This is a genomic window from Streptomyces sp. NBC_01669 (assembly GCF_026339735.1).
In the GTDB taxonomy this organism is placed as follows: Bacteria; Actinomycetota; Actinomycetes; order Streptomycetales; family Streptomycetaceae; genus Streptomyces; species Streptomyces yanii.
Window position 1 is genome coordinate 909,665 of the sequence record NZ_JAPEQG010000001.1, and the last position, 24,857, is coordinate 934,521.

Below are 24,857 nucleotides of genomic sequence, written 5' to 3' on the forward strand. Positions count from 1 at the left end.
CGGTCCCCGAACAAGCGGCCGTCGCGCGGTGGGCTTTCAGCGCAGCCAGGTGTGGTCGCGGACGATCGGGAGCCGCGCCCACAGCCGGCCCAGGCCCCAGGTGGCACCCGCGCCCGCGGCCGCCACGGCGATCAGTGCCACCGCGTAGATGACGTGGTAGTCGGCGAAGGGATTCGTCGACATGCTCGGCGACCCGTTCGACAGGTGCTTGGCCGGCGGCCACTCGGCGATCCACATCAACGCCATCACCGCCGTGCCCGCCACCGCCGCCGGTCGCAGAGCCACACCGGCCATGAGGGCCACGCCGATGCCGAGCAGGCCCAGCATGAACAGCCAGTCCGCCCAGGCGTCACCGGCCCACGAGTGGAACGTCGACTCCATCGGCCCGGCGGCAACGGAACCGAGGAAGCCCCTCGTCGGCGACCCGCCGTCGATCCAGCCCTTGCCGGACGCGGTCGCGTAGCCGAAGCCGAAAGTCTTGTCCAGGAACGCCCACAGGAAGACGAAACCGGTGAGCAGACGCAGGGACGCCAGGGCGTAGGCACCCACGGCGTGGGTGTCGGTGCGTGCCGACACGGCGATCGCGGAGTCGGTACGGTTCCTGCGGTAGGACAGGTGGAAACCTGGGCTCCGGTGAGGGTGCTCGTGCACGGCCATGGCGGTGATCCCTTCGGGGATGTCTGGTCGTTGTCCTGACACTCCTCACTCTTGTCGCGGGCGCCGCGCGCCGCCGGATGCCGAAGGTCTGCGGCCGTTGGGCTGAAGGTCCCTTTCTACGGGGCCTGTTGGAGCGAACGCGTCGTGCACGGTACGCGTGGGACCCCGTGGGCATCTCGTGGACCGCGCCCCCCAGCTGGAAGGATGGCGACGCTGCGGTGGATCCTGAAGGCGAAGGGCGGCTCATGACCGACGGCTCGGACGGGCACATTCCCGGGTGGCACCGCCTGATGCCCGGCCTCGCCGCGCTTCTCGGCTATCGGCGTGCGTGGCTGAAGGGCGACCTGCTGGCCGGAGTGACCGTGGCGGCCTACCTCGTGCCGCAGGTCATGGCGTACGCGGGTGTGGCCGGGCTGCCGCCGGTCGCCGGGCTGTGGGCGATCCTGCCGGCCCTGGCGCTGTACACGCTGTTCGGTTCCTCGCGCCTGCTGTCGGTCGGTCCCGAGTCGACGACCGCCATCATGACGGCCGCCGTGATCGGCCCGCTCGCCGCGGGGAACTCCGGGCGCTACGCCTCGCTGGCGGCCGGCCTCGCGGCCACGGTCGGGCTGTTGTGCCTCGTGGCGCGGACGGTGCGACTGGGCTTTCTCGCGGACCTGCTCTCCCGTCCCGTCCTGATCGGCTACCTCGCGGGCGTGGCCCTGATCATGATGGTGGACCAGGTGCCCGAACTCACCGGGGTGAGGACGACCAGCTCCGAGTTCTTCCCCCAACTGTGGTCGTTCGTCAGCCATCTGGACGAGGCGCACCCGACCACCGTCGTCTTCTCGGCCGTCGCGCTCGCCTTCCTCTTCCTGGTGGCCCGTTACGTCCGTGCGCTGCCCGGGCCGCTGCTCACCATGGTCCTCGGTACGGCGGCCGTGGTGGCCTTCGACCTCGACGACCGGTACGGCATCAAGGTGATCGGCAAGGTCCCCTCGGGGCTGCCGGACCTCGCCCTGCCCGACCTGAGCGAGCTGCCGCACCTGGTGCTGCCCGCCCTCGGCGTGCTCCTGGTCGCGTACACCGACTTCATCCTCACCGCACGGGCGTTCGCCGACCGCGAGGCAGATGGGCCCGGGCTCGACGCCAACCAGGAGTTCCTCGCCCTGGGCGCGGCCAACCTGGGTGCCGCTGCCCTGCACGGCTTCCCGGTGAGCAGCAGCGCCAGCCGCACCGCCCTCGCCTCCTCGGCAGGCGCCCGCAGCCAGGCGTACTCCCTGGTCGCCGGGGCGGCGGTGCTGGCCGTCCTGCTCTTCCTCAGTCCGCTGCTGACCCGCACCCCCGCCGCCGTGCTGGGCGCGCTCGTCGTCTACGCCGCCGTGCGGATGATCGACCTCGCGGGCTTCCACCGCCTGGCGTCCTTCCGCCGCCGCGAAGTGCTGCTCGCGCTCGGCTGCCTGGCCGGGGTGCTCGCCCTGGACATCCTGTACGGCGTGATCGTGGCTGTGGGCCTGTCGGTGGCCGAGTTGCTGACCCGGGTGGCCCGCCCGCACGACGCGGTGGAGGGGCTGGTGCCCGGCATGGCGGGCATGCACGACGTGGACGACTACCCCCAGGCCCGTACGATCCCCGGTCTGCTGGTCTACCGCTACGACTCGCCGCTGTTCTTCGCCAACGCGGAGGACTTCCGGCGCCGTGCGCTGGCCGCGGTCGCCCAACAGACCGATCCCGTCCACTGGTTCGTCCTCAACACCGAGGCGAACGTGGAGGTCGACATCACCGCCCTCGACGCGGTCGACGAACTACGCCGCGAACTGAGCGGCCGCGGCATCGTGTTCGCCCTCGCCCGGGTCAAGCAGGACCTGCTGGACGACCTGGAGGCGTACGGTCTCGCGGGCTCGGTCGGGACGGATCTCATCTTCCCGACACTGCCGACGGCGGTTGCCGCCTACCGTCGGTGGCTCGAGGCCCGGCCCGGCTGACTCCGGTCGCAGGTCAGCCGCCCGTGAGGTTCGAACGGATCAGCGTGCCCGACCTGCCATGAACGATCTCGTGCGCCGCGTCCAGAGCACCGATCGCGGCATGCCAGGCGGTGCGGGCAGCGGCGATTACAGGTCCTTCCGGCCCCAGGACTTCAGCGCCCTTCCTGCCTCTGCCGGTCCTGGACCTGGGTGGCCATGACCGCGGCCTGGATACGGCGCTCCACGCCGAGCTTGGCGAGCAGGCGGGAGATGTGGTTCTTCACCGTCTTCTCGGCGAGGTACAGCCGCTGGCCGATCTGGCGGTTGGTGAGGCCCTCGCCGATCAGGGCGAGGATCTCCCGCTCCCGCTCGGTCAGACCGAGCAGGGCGTCCGGCTCTTCTTCCTGCTGCTGCCCGCCCCGAAGACGGGCCATCAGCCTGGTGGTGGCGCTCGGATCCAGCAGGGACTGGCCGCGGGCCACGGTGCGCACTGCGGACACCAGGTCGGATCCTTGGATCTGCTTCAGAACGTATCCGGACGCGCCCGCCATGATCGAGTCCAGCAGCGCCTCCTCGTCATCGAAGGAGGTCAGCATCAGGCAGGCCAGCTCCGGCAGGCGCGAGCGCAGCTCCCGGCACACGGTCACGCCGTCACCGTCGGGCAGCCGGACGTCCAGGACCGCCACCTGCGGGCGCAGTGCGGGGACGCGCACCAGGGCCTGCTCCACGGTGCCGGCCTCGCCGATCACATCGATGTCCGGCTCGTCGTTCAGCACGTCGCGCACTCCACGTCGTACCACCTCGTGGTCGTCCAGCAGGAAGACCCGGATCGGGCTCTCGGGGCCGGGCTGCTTGCTGTCCGCCATCACTTGCTCCCTGGTTCCGCGTTACTCGTCGATGTCCACTTGGACCGTATCGGTCTCCGTGCCGGGATCTTTCCCGGGTCCGGGCCGAAGGGCCAGGGCCGGTCGGCCCTGTTTCCACAGAATCTCCCGCAGCCAGAAGCAGTGGTGCCGTGCGGGGACGAACTGGCGGGCCGGACACGTCCACGTCGAGGACCACGCCCCCCGGCGGCTCCCGGCAGCCGGTCGGACCCGCACTGCCGAAGGGCGAGTCCGGCGGCCCTGTAGGGGGAGGCCCTACGGCCCCGTTCCTGGGGCCTGACAGCCCTGGGCCCACGCCGGTCCTCGCAGAAGTCTGAAGCCGCTGCCCAACGATCGAAGGAGCGGAGCAGATGACTGCGAAGGACACCGGCACCCACGTCACCTCCACCGTCGCAGTACAGGTGCGAACGGAAGGCGATGTGGACGAAGAGGCACTCGCGTACGTTCGGACCAAGGTCGACACGGCTTTCAACCGGCCCGGAGTTCCAGACGTCAGCGGCGAGGTGAGGATCGCGAAGGCAGCGGCGCACCACGTCGAGCATCCCTGGTCTGCCGGGGCCGAGCTCGTCGTGGGGAACACTCTTGTGGTCGTGCACGCCCAGGAGGCGACGGCACATGAACTGGCGGACCGGTTGCAGGACCGCCTCCGCAGCCAGATGACTCGGGTCCTGCACCGCAAGGAGGCGGCCCGCAGGTCGGCCACTCCCCCACCGTGGCGTGGTGGCCAGGCCATCAGCGGGCGGGATTAGAGTCTCCCGGCCCTCCGGTGCGAGGCGGGTCGGTCCTCTACCAGGTACGTCTGGCCCTGCGCCGCGGCGCAGGGTGGCTGCGAGGCTGAAGGGGCGGCGAGGCGGTCGGCAGGTGCCTCGAGGTAGAGGCTCTGTCACCCAGCGGAGAGCAAGGCCTGCCCGCCTCCCGCTCGCACCGTGAAGGAGGGAAGCGCCATGAAGACGCGCACCGTCGGCGAAGTCATGACCAGCGAGGTCGTCTGCGCAAGCCGGCAGACGCCGTTGGACGACGTGGCGCGGTTGCTGGATCGGCACCGTATCCGCGCACTGCCGGTCGTCGACCACGATGACAAGGTGGTCGGGGTGGTCTCCGGCGCCGATCTCGCGCACGGCTCCGTGGCCACGACCGCGGGAGAGCTGATGACGACCCCGGCGGTCACCGTCCATCCGGAGCAACGTGTGTCGGATGCCGCACGGCTGATGGAACGTCAGGACGTCGACCGTCTGCCCGTGGTGGATGAGGAGGACCGCCTCATCGGTATCGCCACCCGCCGCGACCTGCTGCGGGTCTTCCTTCGTACGGACGAGGAGATCCGTCAGCAGGTGGTGGAGGAGGTCCTGGTCAGCGCGCTGGGCCTGCCACCCGGCGCCGTCGCCGTTTCCGTCCGGGACGGCATGGTCGTGCTGGAGGGACGCCTTCACCGCCGTAGTGACGTCCCTCTGGCCGTTCGGTCGACCTGGCGTTTGGAAGGCGTCGTCGGTGTGGTCAACAGGCTCGGGTTTGACATCGACGACTGCCGCCCTGCGCAGCCGACCGCGCACTGAATCGTCCTGAACCGGGCACCCGAGCGGCGACGGTCACGCCGCGAGCGCGTCACAATCGTCACCGACGCCACCATGACCCGCCTCGACTTCGTCGACCGTGTCAGCCGCATCCTCCAGCGCCGCCACGAACCGGTAACCGTGCAGATCATCGACAACGTCGAGCCGGAGCCGAGCATCGACTCCGTCCAGTGGGGTGCCCAGCTCATGCGGGCCTTCCGCCCCGACACGATCATCGCACTCGACGGCGGCTCGCCGATGGACGCGGCCAAGGTGATGTGGCTGCTGTACGAGCACCCGGACGTCGACTTCGGCAACATGCGGCAGAAGTTCTCCGACATCCGCAAGCGCGCCTTCCGCTTCCCGGTCCTCAGCGCCCGCGCCCGCCTGGTGTGCATACCCACCAGTGCGCGCCCGCCAACCCGCGGATGCCCATGCTCGACAACATGCAGGACATCATGCGCCCCGCCTACTACTGAGGTGGGCAGGGCCGGCCGGACGCGGACGAGGGTCGAACGGCCCTGGTACGAGGAGCTCCGGTGCAGTTCCAATGACCTGACCGAGCCTGCCCGTGGGGCCCACTTCACCCGGGTGCCACGGACAGGCAGCCGTCCACGGCTCGACTCGAAAGGGACGACTTACATGCCTGAGAGCCCCGGCCGTCACCACGGCGACCGGCCGCGCGACAGCATCCGCGCGTCGGCCGACGACACACAACAGTGAGCAACGAAAACCGTACGGAAGCCTGCCATGACCATCGACCACGCCCAGCCCCTTCCTGCCGGACCGCGCCGGAGCGTCGAGCTCGACAGTGACGAAGCCTTGCGGCTGCTGGGCTGCGTGTCCTTCGGGAGGATCGTCTTCACTCGTCACGCGCTGCCGACCATCCGCCCGGTGAACCACGTATTGGACAACGGCGACATCGTCATCCGCACTCACGAGGGCGCGGCGCTGACCTCGCGCGCGCGGCAGGCCGACGGCCAGGGCGTGGTCGTCGCCTACGAGGCCGACGCCATCGACCCGGACAGGCACCTCGGTTGGAGCGTGATGGTCACCGGTTACGCCCACCTGGTGACCGAGCCGGGTGAGCTGGCCCGCTACCGCGCACTGCTCAACCCCTGGGTGAACCAGACCATGGACTATGCGGTCCGCATCCGCCCGGACTTGATCACCGGCATCCGACTCACCGCCGCGAACACCTGATCACGGTCACGAACCGCCGAAGACCAGCCGTATGGCTCCTCACCGCGTAGGCAGCTCATGCCGGCGCATCGGCTACCACACGGTCGTCGACATTCCTCCCAGAACTCGCCGAACTCGGCCGCCCGGTATGGCCGAGTTTCACGGTTCCTGTGCCGCGATCGGTTCAGCGGCATGGTGCAGCACTGCATGGGTGACCGGGCCGATTGCGGCGCCGATCGGCAGCCGGCGCTCGCGGCGGCCGACCATGACCAGGGACGCATCGCGCGAAGCCTCCGCCAGGTGGGAGCCTCCCTTGCCGATCACGGCTTGCTCTGTGACCTCGACGCCGGGGAACTTGTTCCACCAGGGATCCAGGGTCTTGGACAGGGCGCCCTGTACCTCCCCCGTCCGCTCGGCGTGCAGTTCGGCGTTGAGGGCACCGCCATTGTCGTAGCGAGGGCGACGGACCCGATCAGGAACCCGGCGACGCCACTCAGAGCCTGTCGGGTGACCTCTGACCGGGCGGCCACGCCCTGGCACGCACGCTTCCCGCGTTGCCGAAATATCCTAGTAGCTCCGCTACGAGGACATCCCGCCGCCTTGGAATCGCACGCACCAGACCGCGCCCGCTATCCGATCGAAGGTCACCCGACAGGCTCTCAGGCCACGGGAGCCCAGCACCAGCAGATCGGCCTCCTCGGCCGCCGCGAGCAGGGCGGGGACGGGCTCTTCGGGAATGCGGTCAGCGATGATCCGCAGGCCCCGGTGGCGGTGCGCGATCTTCGCTTCTGCTTCGCGCAGCATGTGGTCGGCCCAGTTGCTCTGCGCGTCGGAGCGGAGGGACGCTTTGGTATCCCGCCCAGGGGCGCGTACATGTAGGGCTGCCACCGAAGAGCGTGGACCAGACGCAGAGGGACGTCGCGGAGCATGGCTTCCCGGGCCGCCCAGTCGGCGGCCTGGATCAGCCGGTCGGTGCCGTGCAGCGCCACGCGCCGGTAGTCGCCGATGATCCGGCCGCGGCTGTAGGCGTCGGGCAGCCCGGTGATGATCCCGGCCTTGCGCGCGGCCCGCATCTCGGGGGTGCAGGCGTCGAAAACGTCGTCGTTGTGGGTCTTGCGATGGGTGCCGAAGACCTTGGTGACGAAGGGGTCGGGCTCGTAGCCGTACGCCTTCAGGCCGTTCTCCACCATGGGCAGGCCGCCGCCCGGCATGATCGCCCGCTTCAGCGGGGCGTCGGTCTGCAGCCCGACGATCAGCGATGCTGTGCATCGCCGGCTCAGCTCACGGCGACGCCGTAGGGGCCGGCGCCGAGGGTGACAGTGGCGACGACCTTGCGGGATGCCGGGTCGATGACCGTGAGGGTGCCCGCTCCCTGGTTCGTGACGTAGACAGCGCGGCTGGTGACTTCCAGGTTGAACGGGTCGGTGCCGGGAGGGCCCAGGGCGATGGTTGCCGAGACGCGGTTCTTGCCGGTGTCGATCACGGATACGTTGCCCGGGCCGAGATCGGCGGAGTAGGCGAAGCGGCCGTCGGGCCCCATAGCCACGTCAAAGGGACCCTCGCCCACCTGTACGGCAGTCGCCTTGCCGGTACGGATTGCGACGGCAAGGACCTGCTTGCCCACTTCGTCGGCGACGTAGGCCGACTCGCCGTCCGGGGTGAGGGCTACGCCCACCGGGGAGCGCCCCGCGGGGAGTTGCCGCGCGACCCGGCGCGTGCGGGTGTCGATGACCGACAGGTTGCCCGACCCGGCGTTCGCCACGTAGGCCCTGCCACCGTCACGACTGAAGGCCACGTTCACCGGAGATTTTCCGACCGGGATGGTCGCGACCACCCGACTGGTTCGGGTGTCGATCAGCGAGACGGTGTTGGACTTGCCGTTGGTGACATAGAGTGACCTGCCATCGGGGCTGAGGCCGACACCGGTGGGACCCTTCCCGACCGGCACGGTTCTGACGATCTTGTTGCTCCGGGTGTCGAGGACCGAGACCCGGGCAGAGCCGCTGTTGGCGATGTACACGTGCTTGCCGTCCTTGGTGACCGCGAGGCCTCCCGGCGCCACGCCGGCCGGCACGGTCGCGACGACCCTGTAGGTTCGGGCGTCGATCACCGAGAGTGTGTTGTCCTGCTGGTTCGTGACATACACGCGGCCACTGGCGCCGGCGACGGGCGCAGTCGGCGCAATCGGCGCAGGAGCCGATTCCTTCTTGACCGAGGGGGTGGGCGTACAGGAGATCAGCAGGATCCCCATGCCCACGGCGAGTGCCGACCGGAGCGTCCTGCCGGGTCGCCGGCGGCCGCTGCCGGCTCGGGTCCGCAGGGCAGAGAACATCTCGCCTCCTGTGAGCAGTGCGATGGTTCGGTCCGGAACCGGGCGACATCCCGCCGACGGCTGCCCGGCAGCGGGATCGGATGAGGTCAGGTCAGGAGCCGGCGGGCGTAGTAGTCCTTCTCGTCCTGGACGCCCGGAAGTGCGAAGAAGTAGCCCCCGCCCCGCGGGCTGATGAATGGCACCAGTGCTTCGCCTTCCAACCGTGTCTGCATGGCGATGTAGGTCTTGAGTTTTTGCTGGAAGCAGACGAACGCATGCCCCATGTCGAGTTCCGGCAGGTTGGGGCTCCGGTCATAGTCGTAACTGCGACGCAGGATGGTGCTCGTCGCCGCGGTCTGCGGAGTCTGGGGATTGGCAAGACGGATGTGAGAGTTCAGCGGGGTGATCAGGCCCTGCGGGTCGTTGGTGTAGATGGGGTCGAAAAATTCCGGGGCGTTCTCACCCACGCCGTACATGGGTGCGCCGCTCGCCTTGCGGCGGCCGAAGATCCGCTCTTGCTGGGCAACGGGCACCTTCTGCCATGCCTCGATAAAAAAATGCACGATACGCACCACGTGGTACGTGCCACCCGCGGTCCAGGCCGGTTCGGCGCTCTTCGGCTGGACCCAGACCACCTGATTCATCTGGGCGTCGTCGGAGACGGCTGGGTTGGAGATGCCGTCCTTGAAGCCGAACCAGTCGCGCCGGACACCGACCGGACGCTCCGGATTGCGCTGGCCGTCGATGCGCCAGCGCAACTTCATCGCAGACTTGGTGTGGGTCAGGATGTCGAGCAGTGCATGCACCGTCGTGTCGCGGTGATCGGCGCAGATCTGGATCAGCAGGTCCCCCTGGCTCATCGCGGGGTCCAAGTCGTCATGGCGGAAGGGAGTCATCGTGACGAGCTGGACCGGCTTGCGCGGCTTGAGTCCGTAGCGGTCGTCGAAGAGGGATGCGCCCACTCCGACCGTCAGGGTGAGACCATCCGCCACGACCGTGGGTCCCAGGATGCCGTTGTCCGTCGGCGGTGCGGTCGGGGACGCCTTCGGTGGTCTGCCACCCGCCGTGAGGAAACGGGCTCGCGAGGTCAGCGTGCGGAACAGGTCGGTGAGTTTTGCTCGGCTCGAGGCGGTCACGTCGAACGAGACGAAAATCGCGTCCTGCTGGGGCAGAGTGGCGATGCCTGCCTGGTGATAGCCATGGAAGGGGATCACGCGAGATGCCGGTCCCATCTTGGGAACAGCCACTGTGTCGGCGTACGCCGTACCGCTGCCCAAGGCGACCGCGCCGGCCGCTCCGGCCAGGCTCGCGGCAGCACCGTGAAGAAACGACCGCCGGGCAAACGCACTCGCCGGACACCCTTCGCCGCTCCACCCTTCATCCGGGGTCGTGAACGTCTCGTCAGCCATCGTTCCCCTCAGGCAGGAGCCAGGTGGCAAGCCGCACCGTCTTGCCGCGATCGGATTCCGTGGGCCGGCCCGGCCCAGCAGGGGACGCCCCTAAGGGCTGTCCCAACCAGCGCTTGAAGGACCTTCAGTTTCATAACTGTCCACAAAACGGAATATATGCGACATCCTTGCTCGCGCCACTGGGAAGTGTGGCTCGAGGTAAGGGGTTTGGATCGCGTGCGGCGGCTTCGGCCGTGCCCGCGTGCTGTCACTGTGAGGCAGGCAGCGCGGCGGCTTCTCGGCGACCGGATCGCAGGCCGTCGACCGTCCCGGAGAGCTCCCCCGGACGGCTGACGGGCAGACCGGTGACTTCCGGAAACAGCCCAGTCGCGCCCGCAGGCGCGTGTTGAGCTCCCTGAGTCGGGCCGGCAAACCGTTGACGAAGGCTGGTGACTCGTCCGTGGAGCACGCTTTGGCGCGCTGCACTGCCTCGTCCAGGACGGCGGCGCCCGGCACCGAAGGCTCCGGGCAGAGCTCCCTTTCGAGCTCAGGTGATCAGGGAGCGCCGTTCACCAGGTGGCCCGGCAATTGCGCTACGCCCAGGCCGGCCCAGTGCCTGACGCGTCATCGGATGGCGAGATCCGAGCCGCCGGGGCCCGATCCCTTCACAGCCGGAACCGTGGACCAGGGCGAGCACGATGTGTTCGAACACGGCGAGGTTGGGGATCCGCCGGCGGTGGCAGCCGAGCGCGCGGCCGGGAGCGAACGCCTCGCGCACCGGCAGGCTCGCCTCCGAGCTGGGCACGGGCGTCGTCCCGAGCCGCGAGACAGTAAGTTCGGTCTCCGGCGCACGGGCGCCCTGGCCGGTGTGAACGCGGGATTCTTCGTCCTGCCCAGCGGCAGCAGCATGACACCCGGCCCCTGGCTCGCCGGAACCGAAGGCGACCCGGCCGGCACCACAGGCGTATTCGGCGGGTTCTCGCCCGGCGACGCAGCTGGGTATCCGGGCCGCCCCGGCTTGACCGGTCAGGCCGTCAGCTTTCATGGGGGCCCTCGCTCCCAGGAACGGTCACGGGTGACGAGGTCGCCGTGTGCTGCACCTCGGCCTCCGACGGGGAGGGGGCCCAGGCGCAGGCCAGGGAACCGCCGACAAGGCCGAAGAACAGTCCGAAGAAGAGGCCCCCGAAGTTGGCGAGGGGGAAGGAGACGAGGGTGAGCAGCAGGCCAGCGACCCCGGCGAAGACGCGCACCTGCTGATGGAACCAGAGCAGGACGCCCAGGGTCATGAGCAGGATCCCGATGATCAGTGATGCGGCACCGGCCGTGGTGGACAGTGCCACAGGGACGCCTTCCAGCGTGATGTGGACGTAAGGGAAGTAGATGATGGGCGCCCCCGCCGAGAGCATGAACAGACCGGCCCAGAACGGGCGTCCACCACGCCAGGTCCTGAATCTGCCTCGTGCGCCGGCGATCCTGTCGCGTCGTCCTGGGCGGGTGGCGAAAGGCTCGTTGATCACATGCGGCTTTCAGAGTGAGGGAGTGGGTGTCGCCTGACGGTCCGGTACGTCGAGTGCGTGCGCGTCCGGCCTCGGCTGACCGGGCACGGCTGGACTGGTCCACCACGGTGTGCCGGCGCGGCATCCGGGGCCGTAGCGGTGTGCCCGGAGTCAGAAGCAGTGCTGGTTGCCCTGCTTGAGACTCAATTCGAGGTCCGGGACGTTGAGGGTGGCAGCCGAGACCGCAACCACTTTTGAGCGCACGTCGGTCAGGGTGGTCGATACGGCCTGCTGTGCAAAGGCGTTGGGATCGAAGAACCCCGAGTCCCGGTCGCCCGGGTCGATCGGGCCCTTGGTGACCGAGCCCGCGGCAACACCGATGTCCATGTCATTGAAGGTCGCCCCAGCGGCCGCCAGGGATGTCGTGTCGATGAAGAGGTCCCGCGCCTCGACCGGCTCACCGCGGTCGCCGCCGGTGAGCAGCAGTGTGTACAGGCCCAGAACCGGAATCTCGACCGCTACGGACTGGCACAGGCGCTTGATCGTCGCATGCCTGGCGCCTGTGACCACGACGGGAACTTGGCGGCCCTCTCTGGTCACGTCCACCGTGCCGTAGATACTCAGACCGCGAGCGACCAGGGTGTCTGCAGCGATCCGGAACCGGGCGCCGGAGATGAAGAACGACGCGGCCAGTGCACCTTGCGCCATGCCAATGCCCAGGGCCGCGGCAGCCACCGTGCTGGGAAGCAGGACAAGAGCGAATCGCTTCCATCGGGTTCTGCCGCAGCCGTGCGACATGCCATGCCCCTCTCGTGTGAAGTGCAGGCCGCCCCCGAACGCCGTGCCTTTCGGACAGACTCGTCCGCCAGGCGGGACGGCGGGCATTCCGGTCGCGAAAAAAGCCTTGCAGGCACTTGGGGTCCGACATGGACCACGGCCCTGCCCCTTTGCTGGACTCTAGACTGCGGACAGGAAAACCCGTCAGCATGTCAGGCCGCCCAGACGGGTGAAACAGAGGCACCGGATCGCCGCTGCCCGCCGTGCGGTCGGGCCATCGCCAACAGGCTCGAAGCCGGACGGCACCTGGGCGGATACCACTCCAGGGTTCACCTCGACGCCTGCAATCGGCTGCCGTACCTGACCGGACAGCAGGGCACCAGCCCGCGCATCCGCGAGCTCCGGCGGCGGCGTGCCTTGCGTCGGCCCTGAGAGTCGAACAAGGCTCGCACCGCATCGGCCGGCGAAAGCGGGCCTCGCCCAGCTCCCGCGCCGCGTCCGCCATTTCTTGCGCACCGCCTCGGCCAGAGGGGCGCCGTAGCGGCTTCGCTTCTTCAACCGGGCCGTCAGGTGCACGGGATGAGCCCGCGCGTGAGTCCGGGTCAGGTGCGTCGGAACAGCAGCAGCGAGCTTGTGGGCTGGAAGCCGCAGGACAACGGCAAGCCACCGCAGAAGCGGCCTTCGACACCGTCTGGCGAGGCGAGTGACGAGGTCAGGGCCGGATGGCGAGCCGAGTCCGCACCGCCGAGCCCGTCAGTCGCTCGGTGATGAACCACAGATGATGCGCTCATGTAACCGAATCTGGAACTCGTGCCGACGACACATGACGTCAACGCGCGGTCGGCAAGAAAACCGATTCACCCGCCACGTCCGATTTGGCCGCTCGTTTGTCATGCATGAGCGTATAAAAGCCTTCACGGAAAGGTGACGATCATCGACAGGCGGACGTTTTCCAAGATTCTCGCCGTAGGGACAGCCGGAGCCTCGCTGTCGGCGCTCACGGCGACATCGGCCTCGGCACCCGACCGGGAAAAGTCGACGGTGCACCCCGTGGGTAAGCCGGGGAACACGTCTTTCGGCTCACTGAAGCAGATCAATGCCGGGGTCCTGAACATCGGGTACGCCGAGGCCGGTCCCACCAAAGGTCCCGCGGTCATTCTCCTGCACGGCTGGCCCTACGACATTCACAGTTATGTCGATGTGGCGCCCCTGCTGGCCGCGCGGGGCTACCGAGTGATCGTTCCGTATCTGCGCGGCCATGGCACGACGCGCTTCCTGTCGAGAAAGACGTTCCTGAATGCTCAGCAGTCGGTGTTTGCCCTCGACCTCATCGCGCTGATGGATGCGCTGAAGATCGGGAAGGCGATCCTGGCCGGCTTCGACTGGGGATCACGGACGGCTGACATCATCGCGGCTCTCTGGCCCGAACGCTGCAAGGCGCTGGTCTCGGTGAGCGGCTACCTGATCACCAACCGCGAGCGCAACAGGAAGCCGCTGCCGCCGGAGGCCGAGTGGGCGTGGTGGTATCAGTACTATTTCGCCACAGAAAGGGGCCGGCTCGGCCTTGCGAAGTACACGCATGATTTCGCGAAACTGATCTGGAAGAACGTCTCCCCGACGTGGCATTTCGACGACGCAACGTTCGACCGCACTGCGGCGGCCTTCGACAATCCGGATTGGGTCCCCATCGTGATCCATAACTATCGCTGGCGACTTGGCCTGGCCAAGGGTGACCCCCGATACGACCGTCTCGAAGAACGACTTGCCCGGAGCCCCGTCATCACGCTGCCCACGATGACCCTTGACGGCGAGTTGGATCCCTTCACTCCTCCCGGGGATGGCACCAGTTATCGCAGCCACTTCACCGGCCCATACGCCCACCGGACCCTGAAGGGCATCGGCCACAACGTGCCGCAGGAAGCCCCGAAAGCCTTTGCCGAAGCGGTCGTCGAAGTCGACGGTTTTTGATCGCGCCACCTTTACGCTCGGCGCCGCCGCTCTCGGGCGTGCCGGAGACGAGCCGCGCGCTGAGGCCGGCCCACGCTGCCGCCTTGGCAGTGCTTCGGGGCTGTGAAACGCTGATTCAACGGCATCAATGTCCGGCGTCTGCACATCGATCTCGAACGGGTGAGCCCGGCTGCCTGTCGGGATTCCCCAGGTCCAGGCTCCCGTTCGGGAGAAGGAACAGCCATGACGACGACCGATCACGCTCATGACCGCGACGACCACAGGGACCCCACCTTGTACCGCACTCCGGCGGACGCCGTCGCCGCACCCCCGGAGAAGCTCGCCTACGTCGTCGGTTTCGACCCGACCGCACAGCGCGCGGACGCGTTGTTCACCGTCGGCGCCGACCCCGAATCCCCCGTATACGGCCGCGTGACCTCCCACGCCGAACTGCCCGATCCGGGCAACGAACTGCACCACTTCGGCTGGAACGCCTGCTCGAGCGCGCTGGCGCATGCCGGTCATCATCACGCTGCGCGGCGCTACCTCATCGTCCCGGGACTGCGCTCTTCCCGGCTGCACGTCTTCGACACCGGACCCGATCCCGCCCGCCCCCACCTGGTCAAGGTGGTCGAGCCCGAGGAGTTGGCCGCCAAGGCCGGATATTCGCGTCCGCACACACTCCACTGTGGCCCCGACGGAATGTTCCTGTCCTGCCTGGGCGGCGCGGACGGTGCGGACGGGCCTGGCGGCATCGCGCTGCTGGACCACGAAAGCTTCGAAGTGCTGCGCGCCTGGGAGAGCGACCGCGGACCGCAGCAGCTCGCCTACGACGTCTGGTGGCATCTGCGCCAGAACATCGCCGTGACCAGTGAGTGGGGGAGCCCCTCGATGGTCGAGGACGGCCTTGTCCCCGAACTGCTGCTGGGTCGCCAGTACGGCCACTCACTGCACTTCTGGGAGCTGGACTCCGGCCGGCACCTGCAGCGCGTCGATCTGGGGGACGAGAACCAGATGGTGCTGGAGCTGCGTCCCGCGCACGACCCCGAGGCAACGTGGGGGTTCACAAACACCGTGGTCAACGTAGAGGACCTGTCGGCGTCTGTGTGGCTGTGGAACCGGGAGGGCGAGGACTTCGTGGTCCGCAAGGTGATCACCCTCCCTGCCGAACCCGCGCAAACGGAGGACCTGCCCCCGGCGCTGCAGCCGTTCGGATCCGTGCCCCCATTCATCACCGACATCGACCTGTCGGTGGACGACCAGTGGCTGTACGTATCCGCATGGGGAACCGGCGAGCTGCTCCAGTTCGACGTGAGCGACCCGTTCCGTCCGAGGCAGACCTCGTCCGTGCGTCTTGGCGGCGTGGTCGGCCGACACCCGTTTCCGGCCGAGCCAGATATTCCGCTGACCGGCGGAGCGCAGATGGTCGAGCTCAGCCGCGACGGGCGGCGCGTGTATCTGACGAACTCCTTGTACTCCGCCTGGGACGCGCAGCTCTATCCCGCGGGCATCGACCCGTGGATGGTCAAACTCGACGCCGACCCCTCGCACGGCGGGCTCTCCGTCGACAGCCGCTTCTTCCCGCACGGCCCGGACTTCCTCGGCTTGCGCGTGCACCAGACGCGCCTGCAAGGCGGCGACGCCTCCTCGGATTCGTACTGCTACCGCCGCTGACCGCTCACGCGCCGCGGGCGCCGGCGCCCGCGGCGGTTGCCGCCCCGGTTACGAAGAGAGCCATCAAAGATCTGGCCGTCCGACGGCGGAGCAGCGCGCACCCGGCAGGTGCAGCGCATCGAACTTTCCGTTCTCATCCCGGTGAGACCAGCCGAATTCATGAAAGCCGAGATTGGAGTGGCCCCCTCGTCTCACCGCTGAACCGCAGCGTGCCAGCCGTTCGTACCAAAGCCTGCGAGCCGTTCGCAGGAGTTCCGGGCGCAGACGGATCAGGCGCGGGCTCCGTGGTGGTCGCACCGTGGCCGGAGCCCGTCAGAAGCTCCCGGTGCGACGCGAGTGAGGTCTCAGCCGCCCACCGTCCGGTCCGGCGCATGCGCTCGGATCACGGAGCGGCACGGGGAGCCCACATCGTTGCCCTGACGGAACCCCCGGGGTGGGGTCGTGGGACTCCCGGAACACTTCAGCGACCTCCTGTTGCCGCTCCATGCCTATGAGGTTGTTCATTGGCTTACGCAAGTCGAGTTCGACTCAAGTGGTGACGAGTTTGTGATCGTGGCACGCTTCGCACTACGGGACAGCCCTTAGCGCAGCCATATGTTCCGACGAGGCGTTCCCCGGTCGGAAATTGCTGATGCGGCCATCCCTCAACACGATCATCTCTGACTCGCCGGCGCAGAGGCGAAGGAGGCACCTTGCCCACCGCGATCGTCCGCGTATTCCGGACGCCCGAACTGCGCAATAAGGTGCTCTTCACGCTCGGCATGATCGCCCTGTACCGCCTCGGGGCGCACATCCCGATCCCCGGGGTGAACTACGGGAACGTCCAGGCCTGCATCAATGCAGCACAGGCCGGCAGCAGCCGTCTCCTCGGTCTGTTGAATCTGTTCAGCGGCGGGGCACTGCTACATATCGCGGTGTTCGCGCTCGGCATCCTGCCGTACATCACCGCGAGCATCATTCTTCAGTTGCTGACCGTCGTCATCCCGAAGTTGGAAGCGCTCAAAAAAGAGGGCGGGGCGGGGCAGGCGAAGATCACCCAATACACGCGCTACCTCACGGTCGCGCTCGCCGTACTGCAGGGCACAGGCCTGGTCGCAACCGCCCGGAGCGGCGCCCTGTTCAGCGGCTGTCCGGTCGCCTCGGACATCGTGCCGGACAAGTCGAACTTCATGACCGCCATCATGGTGCTTACGATCGCCGCAGGTACAGCCTCCGTGATGTGGCTCGGCGAGCTGATCACGGACCGCGGTGTAGGCAACGGCATGTCGATCCTGGTATTCGTCTCGACCGCGGCCACCTTGCCCGGCACGCTGTGGGCCATCAAACAGAACGGCAAGATCGCCGGTGGCTGGATCAACTTCAGCAGCGTCATTGCCGTCGGATTCGTCATGGTGGGCTTGGTCGTCTTCGTCGAGCAGGCCCAGCGTCGCATCCCGGTGCAGTACACAAAGCGGGTGATCGGCCGGAAATCCTACGGTCACGCATCTACATACATCCCAATGAAAGTCAACCAGGCGGGAGTAATTCCGGTCATTTTCGCGTCGTCGCTTCTGTACATTCCACAGCTCATTGCACAGTTCTCCAGTTCGACCTCGGGATGGAAGGCGTGGATCGAACGTAACTTCGTCATGGGGGACGACCCCTACTACGTATTCGCCTATTTCCTGTTGACGGTCTTCTTTGCATTCTTTTACGTGTCGATCACGTTCAACCCCGAGGAAGTCGCAGACAACATGACGAAATACGGCGGCTTCATCCCGGGAATCCGAGCCGGCCGACCCACCGCCCAGTACCTGGGCTATGTCCTCAACAGGATGACGTGGCCGGGAGCTCTCTATCTGGGGGTGATCGCACTGGTTCCCACAGTTGCTTTTGCGAGTTATGGCGGTGCCAGCAGCCTCAGCGGAACAAGCATCCTCATCATCGTGGGTGTGGGTCTGGAAACGGTGAAGCAAATCAACAGCCAGCTCCAGCAGCATGATTACGAAGGCTTCCTCCGCTGATTCCCGAACCTCCTTTCCCGCCCCCGCATTTCAGGACGCATGGTCCTCATATCAAGGGTCGGGCTACGGCAGGGCAGGCGTCACCACTCAAGCCGGTGAATAATGAGAGAGGAAGAGGCGCGTCGTCGTTGCGCAGCGGTGAGGAGCCACCCGGGAGAAGTCCGCGCGACTCGGCCGCCTCCGGGTGAGAGGGCCATTGTGAGTGACCGGGCCATCTCCGACTACGCGCTGCTCTCCGACTGCCAGACTGCCGCTCTGGTCAGCAAGGAGGGCTCGGTCGACTGGCTGTGCCTGCCCCACTTCGACGTCAGTTCGGTACTCGGCCGGATCCTGGGGCCCGAGGCAGGACACTGGTCCCTCCAACCGGCCGACACCTTCACCGCCAAGCGGCGCTATCTGGAACGCACCATGGTGCTGGAGAGCGAATTCGCCACGCCCGCAGGCACGGTGACCCTGACCGACGCCCTTGCCTCGGGCTTGAATGAGCGAGAGCATGCGCTGGGGCAAAATGCCCCCCATCTGCTCCTGCGCGTACTCACGTGCACAGAGGGCACAGTCCGAATCGCCGGTGAGTTCGCACCCCGACCCGAGTTCGGTCTGGTCAGGCCCCTCCTCATCCCCATCGGCGGCGGACTGCGATGCCACGGAGGACCGAGAACACACCAGGACTGTCCTCGCCTGTTCCGTTCATCGTTTCCGACGCAGCACTCTGCCATTTCACGATGCACGCGGGCGAACAGGTGGCATTCGCGCTCCAGCACGTCCCGGCAGGCGGTATCCCGACGATGTGGAGCCAGGGCGAGATCCTCAGGCACCTCGATGACACCGTTGCCAGCTGGCGCTCGTGGTGCGGAACTCCATCAGGGCTACCGCGGCCCATGGGACGAGCTGGTCCATCACAGCGGTCGCGTACTCCAGGCGCTGACCTTCCAGCCGACCGGCGCGATAGTCGCAGTGATGCTTTCAGGTGCGGCGCTCCGCGGGCGGCGAGCGGGTGGGCCCGGGCGCTGCTACATCCAGTTCCGGCGGGCGGCCTGCCATGCCAGCTGCATCCGTGTGGTCGCGCCCGCGACGGCCATCATGGCCTGGATGCGTCGCTGCACGGTGCGTCGGCTCAGTCCCATCTGGCTGGCTATGGCCTTGTCGGCCACACCTGCGACAAGGAGTGACAGCAGCTGACGATCCGTCGCCGACAGCTCGTGTCCACGAGCGGCCTCGTCCGTGCCGTCGACCGTTCCGGACTCACTCACGTGCAACGGTACGGCGTCCACCCAGTAGCGCTCGAACAGAGCGACCAGGGCCTCCAGCAGGTTGCTGCCGCGGACCAATGCTGTGGTCGGCTCTTCGGAGCTCCCACCGGGGCCGCCCGGCACCAAGGGACAGATGGCAATGGCCCGGTCGGCAACGGCCAGCCGCAGCGGAAGGTGCGGGACCGCACGGGCCATCTCCCCTGCTCGTACGCCGTCGGCAACGTTGTCAACAGCACCGGGGTCGTCGAAGAACGCCCGTTCGTACAGGACGCGGTAACGCACCCCCCGGGCGAGAGCGTCGAACTCGGCCTGGTTGCTTCCCGAGGGCATAGCCACGTACTGCGCCTTGCAGAACCACAGCATCTCGTGGCGCGTACTGTCCTGGATCTGACGCAGATGCTGGCGCAGCCCTTCGGCGCCGGTGATGACTTCGATCAGCTGGTCGGGGTCCCTTCGACGCCTGGTACGCCGGTACGTCTCCAGCAGATCAGTGACCGCCGCGCGGGCCTGGTCAAGGGAGTCGGACTGCCTCTGGAGGTGCGGCAACAATGCGACGTCCGGAGGATTGGCAACGAAGCTGCGGGGCGTGCTGTCCATCCTGCTGGCCAATCCTTTGGCTTTGAGCGCCGCGAGCACGCGCTCAACTTCCAACGGCATCAGACCGGATTGCTTCGAAATGTCGTCAGCCGACGCGGTGGGCATCGTCACCAGAGTCCGGTAAACGGCTTCCTCAGCCGGGGTGAGACCCGCTGCCTCCAGCATCGTGTTCCTTTCCGCCCCTGCTGACGGCGTACAGGGTGAGAGGAGGAGTATGTCGGAAGCGCCCGACAACCGCGCCTTGCCGGAACGGGATCGACAACAGGCAACCGCACTATACGCCCTGATCGCGCCGCAACCGAAGGCCCCGAAGGGCAGCGGGGTACGGGGTCTCATGTGCCCCGGTGCCCGCCCCCGGCGGCCTCTGCCGTCGGTCCTGTCACGTCCTCTTCACCAAGCGAGCAGGCGCCACCGCACCCGCAGTCAGCAGCCCTCTCCCGCAGCCGAAAGCGCCACGCATGGCGCATGACGCCAGGCCGGTCCCTCAACGACCCAAGGCTGTCCCGCAACTGCTTGCTCGGTGCGCTGATGGCATGATCACGACGTGACCAGCGAACGAGCTCGACCTGTTCCCCGGAAGTACGTCCTGTTTGACGTCGACGGCACATTGATCGACGCAGTGGCGAATCAGCGGCAGGTCTGGGGGACTTGGGCGGTGCGATACGGACTGGACCCTGATGAGGTCTACCGGGTGGCGCTGCGGACGCGGCCGATGGAGACCTTCGCGGCAGTCGCCCCGGATCAGGATCCGCTGGAGTGCCTGGCGGCCTTGCACGCGCTGGAAGACGAGGACGTTCGGTCCGGTGTCTATGCCGCCTTCGACGGTGCGCCGGAGTTGCTGTCCGCTCTGCCCTCGGGTTGCTGGGGTCTGGTGACGTCGAACTACGAGCACCGGGTGCGCGGGCGGTTCGCCCGGACCGGTCTGCCGGTTCCTGACGTGCTGGTGGATGCCGCCGCCGTCGAGGAAGGCAAACCGTCACCGGTCCCCTACCTGCTGGCTGCCGAGCGACTCGGGGCCGGGCCTGAGCACTGCCTGGTCATTGAGGACGCGCCGTCCGGTGTGAAATCCGGGTTGCATGCCGGGATGACCGTGTGGGGAGTCAACGCTCCAGTTGCGGTGGAGGGAGTACACCGCCACTTCGGGAGCCTGCGCGAAGCTGTACCCGAAATCCTCGCTTTCACGACCGGAGCACGCGATTCTGCGGTCTGAGCGATCCGTCCGAGGGCGGCGCGCGCCGGCGCCGGACACATCGCTGGGGGTCGTTCAGCTCTCGCTTCACCGAGCCGGTCGGCGAGCGCCCGAGCGCGTACCAGGGCCGCTGCCATGACGAGGGCGCCGCCCTCCCGGCCTGTGTCGCCAAGATCCACACGTGACCGGTCAGAAATGGAGAAGCGAAACCTGGCCCCCGTCCGTAGCGTGAAACGCATGGACATCAGGCTTTCACAGTGCTTCATCGCCGTCGACGACCACGACAAGGCGCTCGCCTTCTACCGGGACGTTCTGGGTCTGGAGGTGCGCAACGACGTCGGGTTCGAGGGGATGCGCTGGGTGACCGTCGGCGCGCCGTCGCAGCCGGACGTGGAGATCGTCCTCGAGCCGCCGCTCGCGGACCCGAATGCCTCGCCCGCCGACAAGAAGGCCATGGCGGAACTGCTGGCGAAGGGCCTGCTGCGCGGCGTGATCTTCTCCACCGACGACTGCGACGCCACCTTCGAGCGCATCCGCGCCGCGGGTGGCGAGGTGCTGCAGGAGCCGATCGACCAGCCGTACGGCGTCCGCGACTGCGCCTTCCGCGATCCCTCCGGCACCATGCTGCGCTTCAGCCAGCCTCGCAGGCACTGAGCTCCGGTCCCACGGACCGGGCGCTACCCGGCCTGCGAACCCCGCGCCGCAGCCAGGCCCCGCGCGAGGTGAACGAGCTCCCCGACCGCGAGCTGATGCGCGACGGCCGCTGGTTGCTCTGACGCCTCGGCCGGGCGCGCCGCGTGGCCGGGTCCCAGAGGCGTCACGGGCCGAAGCGGCGTGGATGCCTTGGTTCTCGCGCCGAGCGCGACCCCGGCCGACACCGCCGATCTGGTAGACAGCGGACCGTTGCCGCAACCGCGCCGACGAGGAGAACCAGGAGTACTCCTCGAAGCTGGTCAGATCGAGCCGGGCGACGCCGACGGAGACCGCGAAGGCGGCCCCACCCAACAGATGGAGACACGATAAGCATGGCCAAGAGGACGGACACGCAGTCGACTGCGCTGCACGGTGCCGACAGCCACGATCTGATCCGCGTGCACGGCGCGCGCGAGAACAACCTCAAGGACGTCAGCATCGAGATCCCGAAGCGCCGGCTGACGGTGTTCACCGGCGTCTCCGGCTCCGGCAAGAGCTCCCTGGTGTTCGACACGATCGCCGCGGAGTCGCAGCGGCTGATCAACGAGACCTACAGCGCCTTCGTGCAGGGCTTCATGCCGACGCTGGCGCGTCCCGAGGTCGACGTACTCGAAGGGCTGACGACCGCGATCATCGTCGACCAGCAGCGGATGGGTGCCGACCCCCGCTCCACGGTCGGCACCGCCACCGACGCCAACGCGATGCTGCGCATCCTCTTCAGCCGACTCGGCAAACCGCACATCGGCCCGCCCAGCGCGTACGCCTTCAACGTCCCCTCGGTCCGGGCGAGCGGTGCGATCACCGTCGAGCGCGGTGCCAAGACGGCGGTCAAAGCAACCTTCACCCGCACCGGCGGCATGTGTACGCGCTGCGAGGGCCGGGGCACGGTCTCCGACATCGATCTCACCCAGCTCTACGACGACTCCAAGTCGATCGCCGAGGGCGCGTTCACCATCCCCGGCTGGAAGTCGGACAGCTTCTGGACCGTGCGGGTCTACGCCGAGTCGGGCCTCCTCGACCCGAACAAGCCGATCTGCAAGTACACCAAGAAGGAGATGCAGGACTTCCTCTACCGGGAGCCGACCAAAGTGAAGGTCGAGGGCGTGAACCTCACCTACGAGGGGCTGATCCCCAAGATCCAGAAGTCGTTCCTGTCCAAGGACAAGGAGGCGATGCAGCCGCACATCCGGGCGTTCGTGGAGCGGGCGGTCACCTTCACCACCTGTCCCGAGTGCGACGGCACCCGGCTCAGCGAGGGGGCCCGGTCGTCGAAGATCAAGCGGATCAGCATCGCCGATGCCTGCGCGATGCAGATCAGTGACCTGGCCGAATGGGTCAGCGGCCTCGACGAGCCGTCCGTGGCACCGCTGCTCACCGCACTGCGGCACACTCTCGACTCGTTCGTGGAGATCGGCCTCGGCTACCTCTCGCTCGACCGGCCGTCGGGCACGCTGTCGGGCGGCGAGGCGCAGCGCGTCAAGATGATCCGCCACCTCGGCTCCTCGCTCACCGACGTCACCTACGTCTTCGACGAGCCCACCATTGGCATGCACCCCCATGACATCCAGCGGATGAACGGCCTGCTGCTGCGGCTGCGGGACAAGGGCAACACAGTGCTTGTCGTGGAGCACAAGCCGGAGACGATCGCGATCGCCGACCACGTCGTCGACCTCGGCCCCGGCGCCGGGTCCGCGGGCGGCACCGTCTGCTTCGAGGGCACCGTCGAGGGGCTGCGGGCCGGCGGCACCATCACCGGCCGCCATCTCGACGACCGGGCCGCCCTCAAGGACACGGTGCGGACGCCCACCGGAACGCTGGAGATCCGCGGCGCGACAGCGCACAACCTGCGCGACGTCGACGTCGACATCCCGCTCGGGGTGCTCGCCGTCGTCACCGGTGTCGCCGGCTCCGGAAAGAGCTCGCTCGTGCACGGGTCGATCCCCGCCGGTGCGGGTGTGGTGTCGATCGACCAGAGTGCGATCCGCGGCTCGCGGCGGAGCAACCCGGCGACATACACCGGACTGCTCGACCCGATCCGTAAGGCGTTCGCGAAGGTCAACGGCGTGAAGCCGGCGCTGTTCAGCGCCAATTCCGAGGGCGCCTGCCCCAACTGCAACGGCGTCGGCGTCATCTACACCGACCTGGCGATGATGGCCGGCGTCGCCACCACCTGCGAGGAGTGCGAGGGGAAGCGCTACCAGACATCGGTGCTGGAGTACCACCTCGGCGGCCGCGACATCAGCGAGGTGCTGGCGATGTCGGTGACCGAGGCCGATGAGTTCTTCGGTGCCGGCGAGGCGCACACGCCGGCCGCGCACCGCATCCTCGGCCGGCTCGCCGACGTCGGGCTCGGTTACCTCAACCTCGGCCAGCCGCTCACCACGCTGTCCGGCGGCGAGCGGCAGCGGCTCAAGTTGGCCACCCGCATGGCCGACAAGGGCGGCATCTACGTCCTCGACGAACCGACCACCGGCCTGCACCTCGCCGACGTCGAACAACTGCTCGGCCTGCTCGACCGGCTCGTCGACTCCGGCAAATCGGTCATCGTCGTCGAGCACCACCAGGCGGTCATGGCGCACGCCGACTGGATCATCGACCTCGGCCCCGGCGCCGGCCACGACGGCGGCCGGATCGTCTTCGAGGGCACACCCGCCGACCTCGTCGCCGCCCGCCGCACCCTCACCGCCGAGCACCTCGCGGCCTACGTCGGTATCTGACCGAGGCTCTCGCGGACGCCGTGAGACGAGTTCTCTCATCTGTTTGAACTCGCCCCATTCGGTGTCCGCCGACGATCGGTCAGGACCGACGACTGCGACGCCACCTTCGAGCGCATCCGCGCCGTGGGTGGCGAGGCGCTGCGGGAGCCGATCGACCAGCCGTGCAGCGTCCGCGCCTGCGCCTTCCGCGATCCCTCCGGTACCATGCTGCGCTTCAGCCGGCCTCGCAGGCAGTCAACTCCGGCCCCGTGAACCGGGCGCTACCCGGCCGGCGAACTGATGTCGTCGCGCACCGCGTCGGCGTGGTGAGTCAGCGCGCGGCGTCTGCTGCGAGGCATCGCAGGGCGGAGGGGCGTCCGCATATTGGATGTATTCGGGCGTTCCGACAATGCGGCGAGGTGCCGTAGTCGACGCCGTGTGCCCGCCAGGGATGACGGGACATCCCGCATCACCAGCCTTCCCGTCCGCGCCGCGGGCCCGGCAGACGGACTCTTCCGGAACGCTCTGACGAACCGGCAAGGTGACCTTCGTCCGGAAACGCGGAACCCTGAGGAAGAGGAACGGAAAAAATGATGCCGGGCCACGCGAAGAGATAGGGC

General features: G+C 67.8%; 17 protein-coding genes and 8 pseudogenes. 14 read left to right on the forward strand and 11 right to left on the reverse strand.

Features of this window, described 5'->3' with window-relative positions:
* Positions 1–36: 36 nt before the first annotated feature.
* The gene (locus OG972_RS04095) at positions 37–657 is read right to left on the reverse strand and encodes a hypothetical protein (RefSeq protein WP_266978354.1); all 621 of its coding nucleotides are present in this window, start codon (positions 655–657) and stop codon (positions 37–39) included.
* 245 nt (positions 658–902) lie between these two features.
* Between OG972_RS04095 and OG972_RS04100 the strand changes: the two genes are divergently transcribed.
* Positions 903–2,621, forward strand: coding sequence for a SulP family inorganic anion transporter (locus OG972_RS04100; protein ID WP_266978355.1), 1,719 nt, complete (start codon positions 903–905; stop codon positions 2,619–2,621).
* A 152-nt stretch (positions 2,622–2,773) separates the two neighbouring features.
* Here OG972_RS04100 and OG972_RS04105 read toward each other — a convergent pair whose 3' ends face one another.
* Entirely contained in the window at positions 2,774–3,466 is a 693-nt protein-coding gene (locus OG972_RS04105) for a response regulator transcription factor (protein ID WP_266978356.1), read from the reverse strand.
* 368 nt (positions 3,467–3,834) lie between these two features.
* Here OG972_RS04105 and OG972_RS04110 point away from each other — a divergent pair, with 368 nt between their 5' ends.
* The 4 genes and pseudogenes from OG972_RS04110 to OG972_RS04125 all read left to right on the forward strand — a co-directional run bounded on the left by OG972_RS04110 (position 3,835) and on the right by OG972_RS04125 (position 6,237).
* A complete protein-coding gene (locus tag OG972_RS04110; protein ID WP_266978357.1) occupies positions 3,835–4,233 on the forward strand; it encodes a hypothetical protein in 399 nt (132 codons plus the stop codon).
* 195 nt (positions 4,234–4,428) lie between these two features.
* Positions 4,429–5,037, forward strand: a complete 609-nt coding sequence (locus OG972_RS04115) for a CBS domain-containing protein (protein WP_266978359.1) — start codon at positions 4,429–4,431, stop codon at positions 5,035–5,037.
* A gap of 45 nt (positions 5,038–5,082) precedes the next feature.
* A pseudogene (locus OG972_RS04120) lies at positions 5,083–5,439 on the forward strand (iron-containing alcohol dehydrogenase); the annotation flags it as partial.
* A 345-nt stretch (positions 5,440–5,784) separates the two neighbouring features.
* Positions 5,785–6,237: a pyridoxamine 5'-phosphate oxidase family protein gene (locus tag OG972_RS04125; RefSeq protein ID WP_266978360.1), complete on the forward strand. Its 453-nt coding sequence runs from the start codon at positions 5,785–5,787 to the stop codon at positions 6,235–6,237.
* 138 nt (positions 6,238–6,375) lie between these two features.
* Here the strand turns inward: OG972_RS04125 and OG972_RS49195 are convergent, their stop codons facing one another.
* The 8 genes and pseudogenes from OG972_RS49195 to OG972_RS04165 form a co-directional block, all read right to left on the reverse strand.
* Positions 6,376–6,756: a universal stress protein gene (locus OG972_RS49195; RefSeq protein ID WP_323135845.1), complete on the reverse strand. Its 381-nt coding sequence runs from the start codon at positions 6,754–6,756 to the stop codon at positions 6,376–6,378.
* Between the two features lie 413 nt (positions 6,757–7,169).
* A pseudogene (locus OG972_RS04135) lies at positions 7,170–7,472 on the reverse strand (pyruvate formate lyase family protein); the annotation flags it as partial.
* A gap of 20 nt (positions 7,473–7,492) precedes the next feature.
* Positions 7,493–8,548: a cytochrome D1 domain-containing protein gene (locus tag OG972_RS04140; RefSeq protein WP_266978361.1), complete on the reverse strand. Its 1,056-nt coding sequence runs from the start codon at positions 8,546–8,548 to the stop codon at positions 7,493–7,495.
* A gap of 86 nt (positions 8,549–8,634) precedes the next feature.
* Positions 8,635–9,936: a Dyp-type peroxidase gene (locus OG972_RS04145; protein WP_266978363.1), complete on the reverse strand. Its 1,302-nt coding sequence runs from the start codon at positions 9,934–9,936 to the stop codon at positions 8,635–8,637.
* A 387-nt stretch (positions 9,937–10,323) separates the two neighbouring features.
* Positions 10,324–10,452: pseudogene (locus OG972_RS04150) on the reverse strand (transcription antitermination factor NusB); the annotation flags it as partial.
* A gap of 90 nt (positions 10,453–10,542) precedes the next feature.
* A pseudogene (locus tag OG972_RS04155) lies at positions 10,543–10,660 on the reverse strand (IS5/IS1182 family transposase); the annotation flags it as partial.
* A gap of 373 nt (positions 10,661–11,033) precedes the next feature.
* Positions 11,034–11,387 (reverse strand): annotated as a pseudogene (locus OG972_RS04160) (DUF6114 domain-containing protein); the annotation flags it as partial.
* A gap of 195 nt (positions 11,388–11,582) precedes the next feature.
* Positions 11,583–12,209, reverse strand: a complete 627-nt coding sequence (locus OG972_RS04165) for a DUF6230 family protein (protein ID WP_266978365.1) — start codon at positions 12,207–12,209, stop codon at positions 11,583–11,585.
* 909 nt (positions 12,210–13,118) lie between these two features.
* Here OG972_RS04165 and OG972_RS04170 point away from each other — a divergent pair.
* From OG972_RS04170 to OG972_RS49545, 4 genes and pseudogenes are all read left to right on the forward strand, one after another.
* Entirely contained in the window at positions 13,119–14,156 is a 1,038-nt protein-coding gene (locus OG972_RS04170) for an alpha/beta fold hydrolase (RefSeq protein ID WP_266990262.1), read from the forward strand.
* A 222-nt stretch (positions 14,157–14,378) separates the two neighbouring features.
* Entirely contained in the window at positions 14,379–15,809 is a 1,431-nt protein-coding gene (locus tag OG972_RS04175) for a selenium-binding protein SBP56-related protein (protein WP_266978367.1), read from the forward strand.
* 692 nt (positions 15,810–16,501) lie between these two features.
* A complete protein-coding gene (gene secY, locus OG972_RS04180; RefSeq protein WP_266978369.1) occupies positions 16,502–17,812 on the forward strand; it encodes a preprotein translocase subunit SecY in 1,311 nt (436 codons plus the stop codon).
* A gap of 102 nt (positions 17,813–17,914) precedes the next feature.
* Positions 17,915–18,451: pseudogene (locus OG972_RS49545) on the forward strand (trehalase-like domain-containing protein); the annotation flags it as partial.
* Between the two features lie 371 nt (positions 18,452–18,822).
* Here OG972_RS49545 and OG972_RS04185 read toward each other — a convergent pair.
* Complete coding sequence (locus OG972_RS04185; protein WP_266978371.1) at positions 18,823–19,824, reverse strand: helix-turn-helix domain-containing protein; 1,002 nt, start codon at positions 19,822–19,824, stop codon at positions 18,823–18,825.
* A 379-nt stretch (positions 19,825–20,203) separates the two neighbouring features.
* Between OG972_RS04185 and OG972_RS04190 the strand changes: the two genes are divergently transcribed.
* The 5 genes and pseudogenes from OG972_RS04190 to OG972_RS04210 form a co-directional block, all read left to right on the forward strand.
* Positions 20,204–20,869 carry an HAD-IA family hydrolase gene (locus OG972_RS04190; RefSeq protein ID WP_266978373.1) on the forward strand — a complete coding sequence of 222 codons (666 nt, stop codon included), beginning with the start codon at positions 20,204–20,206 and terminating at the stop codon, positions 20,867–20,869.
* A 47-nt stretch (positions 20,870–20,916) separates the two neighbouring features.
* A pseudogene (locus OG972_RS04195) lies at positions 20,917–21,033 on the forward strand (AraC family transcriptional regulator); the annotation flags it as partial.
* A 52-nt stretch (positions 21,034–21,085) separates the two neighbouring features.
* Positions 21,086–21,502, forward strand: coding sequence for a VOC family protein (locus OG972_RS04200; RefSeq protein WP_266978375.1), 417 nt, complete (start codon positions 21,086–21,088; stop codon positions 21,500–21,502).
* A gap of 371 nt (positions 21,503–21,873) precedes the next feature.
* A complete protein-coding gene (locus OG972_RS04205; RefSeq protein WP_266978377.1) occupies positions 21,874–24,258 on the forward strand; it encodes an excinuclease ABC subunit UvrA in 2,385 nt (794 codons plus the stop codon).
* An 84-nt stretch (positions 24,259–24,342) separates the two neighbouring features.
* Positions 24,343–24,510, forward strand: a pseudogene (locus OG972_RS04210) (VOC family protein); the annotation flags it as partial.
* Positions 24,511–24,857: the final 347 nt, after the last annotated feature.